The sequence below is a fragment of the Dehalococcoidia bacterium genome, from assembly GCA_035310145.1.
In the GTDB taxonomy this organism is placed as follows: domain Bacteria; phylum Chloroflexota; class Dehalococcoidia; order CAUJGQ01; family CAUJGQ01; genus CALFMN01.
On sequence record DATGEL010000114.1, the window covers coordinates 1 to 11,808 of the forward strand.

The 11,808-nt window shown below is 67.3% G+C and carries 13 protein-coding genes; 1 reads left to right on the top strand and 12 read right to left on the bottom strand.

Annotated features, from left to right (window positions below):
- The first annotated feature begins 281 nt into the window (after positions 1–281).
- Positions 282–647, top strand: coding sequence for a zinc-ribbon domain containing protein (locus VKV26_21275; protein HLZ72445.1), 366 nt, complete (start codon positions 282–284; stop codon positions 645–647).
- Positions 648–920: 273 nt separating this feature from the next.
- Here VKV26_21275 and VKV26_21280 read toward each other — a convergent pair whose 3' ends face one another.
- The 12 genes from VKV26_21280 to VKV26_21335 all read right to left on the bottom strand — a co-directional run bounded on the left by VKV26_21280 (position 921) and on the right by VKV26_21335 (position 11,752).
- Complete coding sequence (locus tag VKV26_21280) at positions 921–1,796, bottom strand: hypothetical protein (protein HLZ72446.1); 876 nt, start codon at positions 1,794–1,796, stop codon at positions 921–923.
- A gap of 157 nt (positions 1,797–1,953) precedes the next feature.
- Positions 1,954–2,403, bottom strand: coding sequence for a hypothetical protein (locus VKV26_21285; protein HLZ72447.1), 450 nt, complete (start codon positions 2,401–2,403; stop codon positions 1,954–1,956).
- A 23-nt stretch (positions 2,404–2,426) separates the two neighbouring features.
- A complete protein-coding gene (gene sdhC, locus VKV26_21290) occupies positions 2,427–2,822 on the bottom strand; it encodes a succinate dehydrogenase, cytochrome b556 subunit (protein ID HLZ72448.1) in 396 nt (131 codons plus the stop codon).
- A gap of 44 nt (positions 2,823–2,866) precedes the next feature.
- Complete coding sequence (locus VKV26_21295; GenBank protein HLZ72449.1) at positions 2,867–3,595, bottom strand: succinate dehydrogenase iron-sulfur subunit; 729 nt, start codon at positions 3,593–3,595, stop codon at positions 2,867–2,869.
- A 52-nt stretch (positions 3,596–3,647) separates the two neighbouring features.
- Positions 3,648–5,324: an FAD-binding protein gene (locus VKV26_21300; GenBank protein HLZ72450.1), complete on the bottom strand. Its 1,677-nt coding sequence runs from the start codon at positions 5,322–5,324 to the stop codon at positions 3,648–3,650.
- Between the two features lie 14 nt (positions 5,325–5,338).
- Positions 5,339–5,848 carry a cupin domain-containing protein gene (locus tag VKV26_21305; protein ID HLZ72451.1) on the bottom strand — a complete coding sequence of 170 codons (510 nt, stop codon included), beginning with the start codon at positions 5,846–5,848 and terminating at the stop codon, positions 5,339–5,341.
- Between the two features lie 110 nt (positions 5,849–5,958).
- A complete protein-coding gene (locus tag VKV26_21310) occupies positions 5,959–6,741 on the bottom strand; it encodes a succinate dehydrogenase/fumarate reductase iron-sulfur subunit (protein HLZ72452.1) in 783 nt (260 codons plus the stop codon).
- Positions 6,738–8,543 (bottom strand): fumarate reductase/succinate dehydrogenase flavoprotein subunit, encoded by a 1,806-nt coding sequence (locus VKV26_21315; protein ID HLZ72453.1) that lies wholly within the window; start codon positions 8,541–8,543, stop codon positions 6,738–6,740. Before VKV26_21315 ends, VKV26_21310 begins: the two co-directional genes overlap by 4 nt.
- Positions 8,543–9,319 (bottom strand): hypothetical protein, encoded by a 777-nt coding sequence (locus VKV26_21320; GenBank protein HLZ72454.1) that lies wholly within the window; start codon positions 9,317–9,319, stop codon positions 8,543–8,545. Before VKV26_21320 ends, VKV26_21315 begins: the two co-directional genes overlap by 1 nt.
- Positions 9,320–9,457: 138 nt before the next feature.
- A complete protein-coding gene (locus VKV26_21325) occupies positions 9,458–9,997 on the bottom strand; it encodes an NUDIX hydrolase (protein ID HLZ72455.1) in 540 nt (179 codons plus the stop codon).
- 128 nt (positions 9,998–10,125) lie between these two features.
- Positions 10,126–11,229 carry an NAD-dependent epimerase/dehydratase family protein gene (locus VKV26_21330; protein HLZ72456.1) on the bottom strand — a complete coding sequence of 368 codons (1,104 nt, stop codon included), beginning with the start codon at positions 11,227–11,229 and terminating at the stop codon, positions 10,126–10,128.
- Entirely contained in the window at positions 11,198–11,752 is a 555-nt protein-coding gene (locus VKV26_21335) for an N-acetyltransferase (GenBank protein ID HLZ72457.1), read from the bottom strand. Before VKV26_21335 ends, VKV26_21330 begins: the two co-directional genes overlap by 32 nt.
- Positions 11,753–11,808: the final 56 nt, after the last annotated feature.

An 11,808-nucleotide genomic window follows, 5' to 3' on the forward strand; every position in this document is an offset into this window, starting at 1 on the left:
AAGTCATCGGCCCCTTCCTGCGCGACCGACCGTCCTCACTACGGTCGGTCGCTCTGTTTTCCTCGTTACCCTACTGCATCGCCACGCCTCGCCTCCGTCTCATCCCTGCACCGTGCTTCCACAACTTCTGGGCACACCCAATTTGCTGGCGACGGCGCACAATCGCAGTGGATGTGCTAGTATTGGTTTAGCAATTCTTCTTCAGCGACCCTCGGTGCTGGGTACTTCCCCGTTCCGTGCTCGATGACCGAAGCTTGCCAGAACAATGTGGAGGTCATCGGATGAATTTCGTTGACAAAACCCTCACCTGCCGCGACTGCGGCGCAGCATTTACCTTCACCGTTGGGGAACAAGAGTTCCACGCGGAGAAGGGCTTCACCAATGAGCCCGGCCGGTGTCCGGACTGCCGCGCGCGGCGACGCAGCGAGCGCGACGGCTACGGCGGCGGCAGCGGCAGCGGCGGTTACGGCGGCCAGCGCGAAATGTTCTCGGCCACCTGCTCCAGCTGCGGCAAGGAGGCGAAGGTGCCGTTCCAGCCGCGCGGCGACAAGCCGGTGTACTGCTCTGACTGCTTCCGCAGCCAGTCCGGCTCGTCGAGCGGCGGCCGGCGCAGCGGCGGCTACAGCGACCGCGGCTCGCGCTGGTAATCAGGGCGCATCGTCCCCCAACTGAATAGCAAGCAACGGCCGGCGCATCGCGCCGGCCGTTGCTTTTCCCGCTGGAACCGGTCCGCCAGGGAAGGCCCGAGCGGACGGCTCTCCCGGTGTGTCCTGCCGCCTATGGCGCGCGTGCGGCAGGCGGCGAGCGCCATGATGTCGGCGACGAGGCCCACGACCTAGATGGCCCGGACGACGGGCGTGCGATCGTCTCCTCGGCCAAGGCCATGCATGGGCTGACGGAGCAGCCCGGCAGAACGTTGCCTACAGGCAGGTGTTCGCCCCGGTCACGCTGTTCTGATTCGTGTCGTCGGCATCCCAGACGTGGAGCTGTGCTCCGCCGGTGCACGACACGCTGCCGGTAATGGTGTTGCCGCTCAGCGAGGGAGTGCTGTTGTCGATCAGCACGGCCCCACGGATACGGTTGGCTTCCACCTCGATGCGAAGGTTCGGGCTGTTGAGAACGCGCACCGTGCCGTCGATCTGGTTGGCGTGGCAGACGCCCACCGCGGCATCGTTTTCGACATCGCCAACCACGGCGCCCAACGAGCCGCCCATGTTCTCGACGGTGACATCACCGTGAACCGTCGCGCCGCAAATCGTTGGGTGGTCGAATGCACCCGCGCCGTTCAGCGTGACTCCTCCGTCGACCGTGCCGCCATGTATGTCGAGGTCGACGCCGTGCTGATCGACCACCGAACCATGAATCGTTGAGGGAGCCGCGAAATCGAAGCCATTCGTCGTACCGCTGTCGAACTCCCCGCCGGCGTTGACGGTCACCCCTCCATTTACTGTGGAACCGAGCAAGATGAGATGCCCGTTGGTGGTGATGGTCACGCCGCCGTCGATGGTCGCCTGGCTGAGCTGGCAGACGCCGTCCACGATCAGGCCGCCGCGGACGACCGCGCCGCTGGCGGGAACGCCGGCACCGGGGCAGTGCGCCGGCGGAGCTGCCTGCACTGCGGCGCCGCTGATCAGTCCGTCGAGCAGCAGCAGCGCGGCCAGCGTGAAGCCAGAGACACCGTACACCCGAATCCAACTCCGCATAATGCGCCTTCTCCGTCGCTCAGCGCATCGGCTCGTGCCCGGCGGGGCATGACCGCTGCGCAGCGTATGCAAGAAATCGCGGATCGATCGCAATGCCGCGATTCCGCAACACGAAGCCCGATACACGATGTACCAGCGTTGCACGGCTTGTCAAGCCGCGAGGCTGCGCTCACCCGTCGTCCGCTGGCTCGATGACGAAGGTCGGACCGCGCCGCCTTCCGTGCGGACGGATGGGCCGACCCCGTGCAGCCTACGGAGCATACTTGCGGAAGGCGAGCAGCGCCATGACGCCGAAGACGAGGCCGACGAGGCCAACGAGCGTCAGGAAGCCGGTGACCACGCGCTCGGCTCGGCCGGTAATGCCCATATCGATGGCGATGTTGCGGATGCCGTTGAAGCCGTGAAAGAGCACAAAGGCGAGCAGCGAGACGTCGACGATCCACCACAGCCAGGTGATCGCCACGTGGTCCAGGCGGTAGGCCACGTCCTGGAAGCGGATGAGATCGCCCCCCCGCGGCCCGCCCTTCGTCAGATCCTTGCTCAGGTTGCCGAAGTGGTTCACGGCGATGTGCACGAACATCAGCACCACCAGCACCACGCCCGTGACGCGCTGCAGAAACCACGGCCAAAACGATCGCGACGAGCGCCTCCCCCGGAGAGAGAGTGGCCCCGCGCCCTCGCGCCGAATCACGACGGCCATAACCGGTCGCCTCCACGCGTGTTCTACAGCAGCTCGTGCGCCGCGATCAGCGAGGCCAGGAACACCGCGACGGCAAGGACGACGGCGATCCAGAAGAGCAGCTTCTGCCGGCGTATGCCCCAGCCCAGATCGAAGCCGACGATGCGCAGGCCGTTCAGCGCGTGATAGGTCACGATGCCCGCCAGGCCGGCGTCGAGGAAGACGAACACGGGCTGACCCACGAAGTGCAGCGCCGCATTGAACGCCTCTTTCGATCGCACCGATTGGCCGATCACCACGAGGTGCGTCATCAGGTAGATCGTGAGGAAAACGCCGGTGATACGGTGAAAGATGAAGGCTACGGTGCCGGTCTCGATGGCGCCAGGCCGGAAGTGGGTTCCCGGCACACTCGGCGGACGACGGCGGGCGATGCTGGCCATGCGTTGCGCTCCGGAGTCAGAGTTGCGCGCGGGAGGGTCCGCGCTTAGCCGAACCCCAGCCGCTTGCGCACATTCATGCGCTTGAGCTGCTGGATAGCGTAGGTCGGCTCCACGCCCTTCGGGCAAACCTCGGTGCAGTTAAAGATGGTGTGGCAGCGCCAGATGCCGGCCTCGTCGCCGACGAGGTTCAACCGCTCCGTGCGGCCGTCGTCGCGCGGATCGTTGGCGAAACGGTATGCCTTCGCCAGCGCGGCCGGGCCGAGATAGTCGTCATCGGTGGCCACGATTGGACAGGAAGAGTAGCAGGCGCCGCACTGGATGCAGGCGCCGAACTGCTGCAGGTGCGTCGTGCGCTCGTCGCTCATCCGGAACTCTTTTTCCGGCAGCTCGCGCGTTGCGGCGTGGATGATGTGGGGCGAAATTGCCCGGTACTTGTCGAAGAAGGGCTTCAGATCGACGGCCAGGTCTTTGAGCACGGGCAGATTCGCCAGCGGCTCGATGCGCAACTCGCCACCGTTGTCGCCGATCACCTCGGCCACGCGCGTCATGCAGGTCAGCCGCTCGCGGTCATTGACGCGCATCGGGCAGGAGCCGCAGATGCCCTGCCGGCAGGAACGACGGAAGGTCAGCGAGCCGTCCTGAAACTCCTTGATCGCCACGAGTGTATCGAGGATCGTCGTCGCCGTCACATATTCGACGGTGAAATCCTGATGGTGGGGCTCTGCATCCCGCTGCGGATCGTAGCGCAGCACCTTCACCTGGACCTGCGCCATGGTCGAACTCTCCGTTGCGCCGGCCGTGGGCCGGCAGGCTCCGCGCCGCAGGTTAGTATTTGCGCTCTTCCGGCTGGTAGTGTGTCACGGTCACCGGGCCGTACGCCAGGCGCGGGCCGCCCTCGCCCAGGTAGGCGAGCGTGTGCTTCATCCAGTTTTCGTCGTCCCGCTTGTCGAAGTCGAGGCGTGAATGGGCCCCGCGGCTCTCCTTGCGCGCGATCGCGCCCAGGCAGATGATCTCGGCCTGCTCCAGCATGTTTTCGAGCTCAACTGCGCCCAGCAGATCGGTGTTAAAGATGGCGCCCTTGTCGTCGATCGGCGCCTGCTGCACGCGCTCCTGCAGCTCCTTGATCTTCTCCAGCGCCCGCTGCATGCGTTCCGGCGTGCGGAAGACGCCCATACCCTCCGCCATGGCGATGCCCTGCTCGTTGCGAATCGTCGCGAGCTTCTGGCCGCCCGTGCGACCGACGTAGCCCTTGATCCGCTCCTCTTCGCTCGTCAACCAGGAGTCGGAGAATGTCTGATAGGCGGTCGACCGCGCATACTCGGCGGCGCGCTCGGCGGCGACGCGGCCAAAGATCAGCGTGTCGAGCAGCGAGTTCGCGCCGAGCCGGTTGGCGCCGTGCACGGAGACACAGGCGCACTCGCCCGCGGCATAGAGGCCGTGGATCTCCGTTTCGGCGTAGCGGTTGGTGCGGATGCCGCCCATGGTGTAGTGCTGGCCGGGCCGCACCGGCACCGGCTCGTGCACCGGATCGATGCCGAGAAACGCCTCGCACAGCTCGCGCGTGCTCGGCAGCTTATGCATGATCTTCGCTTCGCCGAGGTGCGTAATATCGAGCAGCACGCAACCATCGATGCCTCGCCCTTCCAGCACCTCGATCGTCTCGGCGCGGGAGACAAGGTCATGCGGGCCAAGCTCCATCTTTTCCGGCGCGTAGTTGGCCATGAAACGCTCGCCCAGTGCGTTGCGCAGGTAGCCGCCCTCGCCGCGGTTCGCCTCGGTCAGCAGCACACCGTTGGACTTCAGCGTGGTCGGGTGGAACTGCACGAACTCCATATCGCCCAGCGGCGCGCCGGCCTGATAGGCCAGGGACATGCCGTCGCCGGTGCAGCTCCAGGCGTTGGTCGTGCGGCCGTGGTAGATGCGGCCGTTGCCGCCCGTCGCCATGATTACGGTCTTCGCCTGGATCACGTTCAGGCCGCCGTTGATCACGTCCCAGGCGACGACGCCCTTGCAGACGCCGTCCTCCACGATCAGCCGCGTGACGAACCACTCCTCGTACACGCTGATGCCGCGGGCGGTGAGTTGCTCGTAGAGCGTGTTCAGCAGCGCGTGACCGGTGATGTCGTGCACGAAGGCCGTGCGTGGGCGGACGGCTCCGCCGAAGGCGCGGATATCGAGATCGCCCGCCTTGTCACGGTTGAACAGGGTGCCGGCATGCTCCAGCCAGTAGACCTCCGCCGGCGCCTCTTCGCACATGAACTCGATCGCATCCTGGTCCCCGATGTAGTCGCTGCCCTTGACCGTGTCGAAGGCGTGGTCCTCCCACCTGTCCTCCGGCGTGAGCGCCGCGTTGATCCCGCCCTCGGCCGCGCCGGAGTGGCTGCGCAGCGGGTGGACCTTGCTGAGCACGGCGACGTTGATCTTTGGGATCTCGGCCGCCCGCACCGCGGCACGCATGCCGGCGAGGCCGGCGCCGATCACGAGGATGTCGTGCTGCAACACCCTTAACCCTCCGCTCATGCAGGCGTCCGTGGCCGCGCCGTACGTCTCCGGGGCCGAAGTGAACGCGGGGTCGCCTTCGCGGGCCGCATTCCGAAGCGACTCATCAGGGCGCGCTCGTCTTCGACCGACGGCGCCCGCGGACTGCGCCAGAGCGCGTCGAGCGCGGCGAAGTAGCCATCCAGCGGCGGCGAGTGCAGCACGAGCAGCCGCGCCGCCGCGGCCGAGCGATTGCCGAACGTATGCGCCGCGTCGCCGGGCACGAGCACGAACGTCTCCGCACCCTCGGTCCGTTCCACGCCTTCCAGGATGAACGTCACCCGACCGTCCAGGACGTAATAGGCCTCGTCACAATCCACGTGGACGTGGGGCGGCGGCATGCGCCCTCCAGGGGGAAGCGTGCGCTCCATCAGCGAGAAACGGCCGCCGGTGCTCAGCGACCCGGCCTTGAAGTGCATGACGCTGCCGCGGGCCTCATAGCGCTGCCCCTCGCCGGGGCCGAATACACGGCAGGATCGCTCCGCCATGCCGTTCCACTGCCTTTCCGCGGCGGGATGCTGAACCGAACTCCAGTACGAAGCCGGTGGTTGCTTCGCAGCTCGCGCACGCAGAGCGTGCGCCACGGCGCTCGGCGGGCTTAACCTCCCGAGTCCGCACCGCCCCTGCGTCGGTGCCCGGTGACCGTGCGCAGCAGCCACACCACCGGATCGTTGAACTCGGTCACCACCCGCTCCTTCAGGGGGATGATCGCATTATCGGTAATATGAATGCCCTCCGGACATACCTCGGTGCAGCACTTGGTGATATTGCAGTAGCCCAGCCCGGCCTTCTGCTTCAGCAGCGCCAGCCGGTCATTGGTATCGAGCGGGTGCATCTCCAGCGCCGCATAGCGCACGAACAGGCGCGGCCCCGCAAAGTTCGGTTTGTTCTCCGGATGATCGCGAATCACGTGGCACACGTTCTGGCACAGGAAACACTCGATGCACTTGTGGAACTCCTGGACCCGGTCCACTTCCTCCTGGTACATCCGCCGCGTGCCGTCCGGCTCCTTGGCCTTCGGCTTGAACGCCGGCACCGCTTTCGCCTTCTCGTAGTTGAAGGAGACGTCCGTCACCAGGTCCTTGATCGGCGGGAAGGTCTTGATCGGCGCAATCGTGATCGTTTCGCCCGGCTCGAAGATGTCCATGCGCGTCATGCACATCAGCCGCGGCTTGCCGTTGACCTCGGCGCTGCACGAGCCGCATTTGCCGGCCTTGCAGTTCCAGCGCACGGCGAGGTCGTGCGCCTGCTCCGCCTGGATGCGATGGATCACGTCGAGCACGACCATGCCCTCGCCCACGGCCATGCGGAAATCCTGGAAGGCGCCGCCGGCCGCGTCACCGCGCCAGACCCGCATCGTAAACTCGGCGCCGGCCGTCATTGCTTCTCCTCCAGGATGGGCTTGAGATCGTCGGGAATGGCGGGCAGGGGCTCCTGGCAGATGGTCAGCGCTTCCTGCCGCTTGCGCGTCACCACGTTCACGGCGCCGAACTTCGGGTCGGGATCGGGGAAGTCGTCGCGCGTGTGCCCGCCGCGGCTCTCCTTGCGCTCGATCGCCGAGCGCGTCACTGCCTCGGCCACGGTGAGCATGGAATGCAGGTCCATCGCCAGGTGCCAGCCGGGGTTGTACTGCCGGTTCCCCTCGACGGTGACGTGCTGCAGCCGCTCGTTCAACGCCGCGATCTTCCCCAGCGCCTCCCGCATCTCCGGCTCGACGCGGATCAGACACACCAGCGCCTGCATACAGTCCTGCAGATCGCCGTGAATCGCGTACGGGTTCTCGCCGCCGGAGCGTTCGAACGGCGACAGCATCTCCTTGGCGGCGGCCGCCACATCGTCATCGTTCACCACGGGTGCGGCGGCGAGGGCGTTCGCGTACTCGGCCGCGTACAGCCCTGCGCGGCGCCCGAACACCAGCAGATCGGAGAGCGAGTTGCCGCCCAGACGGTTGGCGCCGTGCATGCCGCCCGCAACCTCGCCGGCGGCGAACAGTCCCGGCACCGTCGAGGCGGTCGTGTCCGCATCCACACGCACGCCGCCCATCACGTAGTGGCAGGTCGGGCCGATCTCCATCGGCTCTTTGGTAATGTCGACGCCGGCCAGCTCCCTGAACTGGTGGTACATGGACGGCAGGCGCTTGCGGATGTAATCGGGGTCGCGGCGCGAAGCGATGTCAAGGTACACGCCGCCGTGCGGGCTGCCCCGGCCTGCCTTGATTTCGGCGTTAATCGCGCGCGCCACCTCGTCGCGGGGCAGCAGGTCGGGCGTGCGGCGGTTGTTCCGCTTGTCCGCGTACCAGGCGTCGGCCTCGCGCTCGTTGTCGGCCGTCTCGGCGGCGAAGTAGGGGGTGATGTAGTTGAACATGAAGCGGACACCCTCGGAGTTCTTGAGGGTGCCGCCGTCGCCGCGCACGCCTTCGGTGACGAGGATGCCGCGCACGCTCGGCGGCCAGACCATCCCCGTCGGGTGGAACTGCACCATCTCCATATCGATCAGGTCGGCGCCGGCGTCCAGCGCCATTGCCGTGCCGTCGCCGGTGTATTCCCACGAATTGGAGGTGATGCGCCACGCCTTGCCGATGCCGCCCGTCGCCAGCACAACCGCCTTCGACTTGAACAGCACGAAGCGTCCGCTTTCACGCCAGTAGCCGAAGGCGCCGCTGATGCGGTCACCGTCCTTCAACAGCCGCTGCATCGTGCATTCCATGAAGACGTCGAGGCCCTTGTGCACGGCGTGTTGCTGCAGGGTGCGGATCATTTCGAGGCCGGTGCGGTCGCCGACGTGCGCCAGGCGCGCGTAGCGGTGCCCGCCGAAGTCGCGCTGGAGGATGAGGCCGTCCTTGGTGCGGTCGAACAGCGCCCCCCACTCCTCCAGCTCCAGCACGCGATCGGGCGCCTCCTGCGCGTGGATCTGCGCCATGCGCCAGTTGTTCAACAGCTTGCCGCCGCGCATCGTGTCGCGCCAGTGGACCTTCCAGTTGTCCTCGGGCCAGACGTTGCCCATCGCCGCGGCGATCCCGCCCTCGGCCATGACCGTGTGCGCCTTGCCGAGCAGGGACTTGCAGATCAGCGCCGTGCGCGCGCCCTGGGCGGACGCCTCGATCGCCGCCCGCAAGCCGGCGCCGCCGGCGCCGATCACGATCACGTCATACTCGTGCGTCTCGAACTGGTCCGCGGCAGCCATCAGAAGAACCTCACGTCGTGGATCGTGCCCGAGGCGACGAGTCTGATATAGAGATCGGTCAGCGCGACGCTGAACAGACTGACCCAGGCAAAGGCGGCGTGGCGGGCGTTAATCCGGCTCGAGGCGCGCCACAGCTGATAGCGGACGGGCGCCTTGAAGAAGCGATCCAGGTAGCCGCCCACGAGATAGCGGCACGAGTGGCAGGAGAGGCTGTACAGCGAGAGCAGGATCACGTTGACGAGCATGATCACCGTGCCCAGGCCGATGCCGAAGCCGTCGTGGAACTGAAACGCCTCGATCACATCCCACCACAGGAAGGCGATCACGACCAGGGAAGCCCAGAAGAACCAGCGATGAATGGCCTGCCACACCAGTGGAAAGCGAGTCTCGCCCGTATACCCCTTCCGCGCGTCCATCACGGCGCAGGCCGGCGGCGCCAGCCAGAAAGAGCGATAGTACGACTTGCGGTAGTAGTAGCAGGTGAGGCGCAGGCCGCCGGGAAAGGCGAGGATCAGGATCGCCGGCGACAACGCCCACCAGGAGCCTATGATCCCGATGGTCTTGTGCACGCAGTGCGTGGCCAGGCAGGGCGAGTAGTACGGCGACAGGTAGGGATTGCGGTAGTAGTTCGCATCCTGCAGCGCCGCCCAGGTGGTGTAGACGATGAACGCGGTGAAGACGACGACGACGGTCAGGGGCAAGACCCACCACAGGTCGCGCCGCTCGGTGCGGGGACCGGAGCGCCCTTGTCTCACCCCCGCCGCTTCCGTTGCCATCGGCAGCCCTCCTCAGCATCGGCGGTGAGCGCGGGCGGTGCCCCGCGCTCGCCGGGACCGATCGTACTGCGCGGTGGTTCCTGGCTCAACCGGAAAACCCCTCGGGCGGCGCGGCGTTCCGCGGCAAGCCCCCGGCCGTTATGCGGACGCGGACGGACGCAATCGCGCAAAAGCCAGCAGGCCGATGATCGACTTGGCGTCGCAGATGCGGCCGTCGGCGATCATTGCCAGCGCCTCGGCCAGGGTGTGGCGCTCGACCTCGATCTGCTCGTCGTCGTCGGCGGCGAGCTTGCTTTCGCTCAGCCCTTCGGCCAGATAGACGTGGATGAACTCGGTGGAGTAGCCCGGGGCCGTGTAGAAGCCGGCCAGGCGGCGAATGGTCGCCGCACGATATCCGGTTTCCTCCTGCAGCTCACGCTGCGCCGCGGCCTCCGGCTGCTCGTCAGCGTCGAGACCGCCCGCGGGCGCCTCCAGCAACGCCCGGCCGGCGGGCGTGCGATACTGACGCACCAGCAGCACGCGGCCGTCGGCGTCGATCGGCACGATTGCGACGGCGCCCGCGTGCTCGACGACTTCACGCTGCACCTCGCGCCCACCATCCATGCGCACGCGATCGACGCGCAGCTTCACAACCTTTCCGTCGTAAATGCGCTCGCTGTGCAGCGTCTGCTCGGCCATGCGGCGCGGCCCTCCCCGGCCTCACGCTACGCAAGGCGCGAGGTAGGAGCAATCAGCCGGCCCGGCCGGCGCGGCCGCGACGCGGCGTCTGGCAGCCGTGCGGTCCGGAACAAGCTCAACGGTATGAGCTACCGTGCCGTGGTGGCCCGCCGCGCCTGGTTATCGTCGACCTGTCCAGCGGTGGGGGAGTCGGCAACACGCATTTGCCGCGCATTGAACCACGCTGCGCCCTCCGCGATCGCCTGCGGCACCGGGTGCTGCTCGCGCCAGCCGAGCTCGTCGTGTGCAGCGCTGCAATCAACGCGCAGGTCGGCGGCGATCAGTTCGACGTTGAAGCGCGTGACGGGCGGCGGGCCGTCGCGGCGCCCCAGGCGGTACGCGCCCTCGCACACCGCACCCAGGGCGTATGCCACGCGCAACGGAACCGAGAGGCGCGGGGCTCGCCGGCCGAGTGTGCCGGCGATTAGGCGGTAGAGCTGGCGCTGGGTAATCTGTTGGGCGCTGGAAACGTTGTAGGCGCGGCCAGCTGCCTGCGGCAGCGTCAGCGCCAGCGCGGCCACGTCCGCCACGTCACGCACACCGGCGCAGGGGATTCGGTTGCGGCCGTTGCCGATCAGCGCGGCGAAGGGTCTGCGTACCAGCGCGACGGCGGCGGGAAACGCCGTGCGGTCGCGGGCGCCCCAGATCACGGATGGGCGCACGGCGACGGCTTCGAGCCAGCCGCGCGTCTGGTAGGAGAAGACGAGTTGCTCCGACTGCACCTTTTCGCGCACGTAGTGGTTCCAGGGCGCGGGGCGGTAGCCGTAGGGATCGGTTTCGCGCAAGAGGCGGCCGTCGAGATCGTCGCCGTAGACCGCGATCGAGCTGAGGTGGACGAAGCGCCGCACGCCGGCGGCCCGCGCCGCATTCAGCAGATTGCGCGTGCCCAGCACGCCGACGCGGAAGTACGCCTCCGGTCGGCCCCAGCCACCGACAATCGCCGCCGCGTGCACGATGCCCTCGCAACCCGCGGCCGCCACGGCCAGCGTCTCCGGCGCCGTCACGTCGCCTGGCGCAAGCTCGACCGCCAACGCGCGGAGGAAGGCCACGTCGCTGCGCGGGCGCACGAGGGCACGGACGGCATGACCCTCGGCCAGCAGCCGCTCAGCGACGTGGCTGCCGACGAAGCCGGTGGCGCCGGTGACGAGCACGCGCATGACGTTAGGGGGCGAGGGCTTGCGTTGCCGGCGCAACGCTCAGATCGATGCCGACGGCGATCTCGTTGCAGTTGGCGAACTTGGGGCAGCGGTAGCACTCGTTCCAGACCTTGCGTGGAAACTCCATCACGTCGGCCACGGAGAAGTTAAGCTTCTCGAAGAAGCCGGGCTTGTAGGTCAGGGCGAAGACCTTCGCCAGGCCCAGGCGTCGCGCCTCTTCCAGGCAGGCGGAGACGAGCCGGTAGCCGATGCCCTTGAGCTGGCGATCCTCGCGCACGGCGAGCGACTTGATCTCGGCCAGGTCTGCCCACCAGAGATGCAGCGCCACGCAGCCGGCGAACTCGCCGTCCACGCGCGCCACGTAGAAATCGCGCAGGTTCTCGTAGACCTCGTTCAGCGGCCGGTGGAGCATCTCGTCGCGGTCGGCGAAGTGGGTGACGAGGGCATGGATCGCCTCGGCATCGGCGGCGCACGCTTTCTCGATCGTCACGACCGGGGCGTGCGGCGGCGCCGTGCCGTTGGTCGAAATCGTGATTGCGCCGGCCTGCTCGTCAGGCATCGCCCTTATGTCGCTCCCTGCGCTACCGGATTCATCCAGGCCCACTTGCGGCAGGT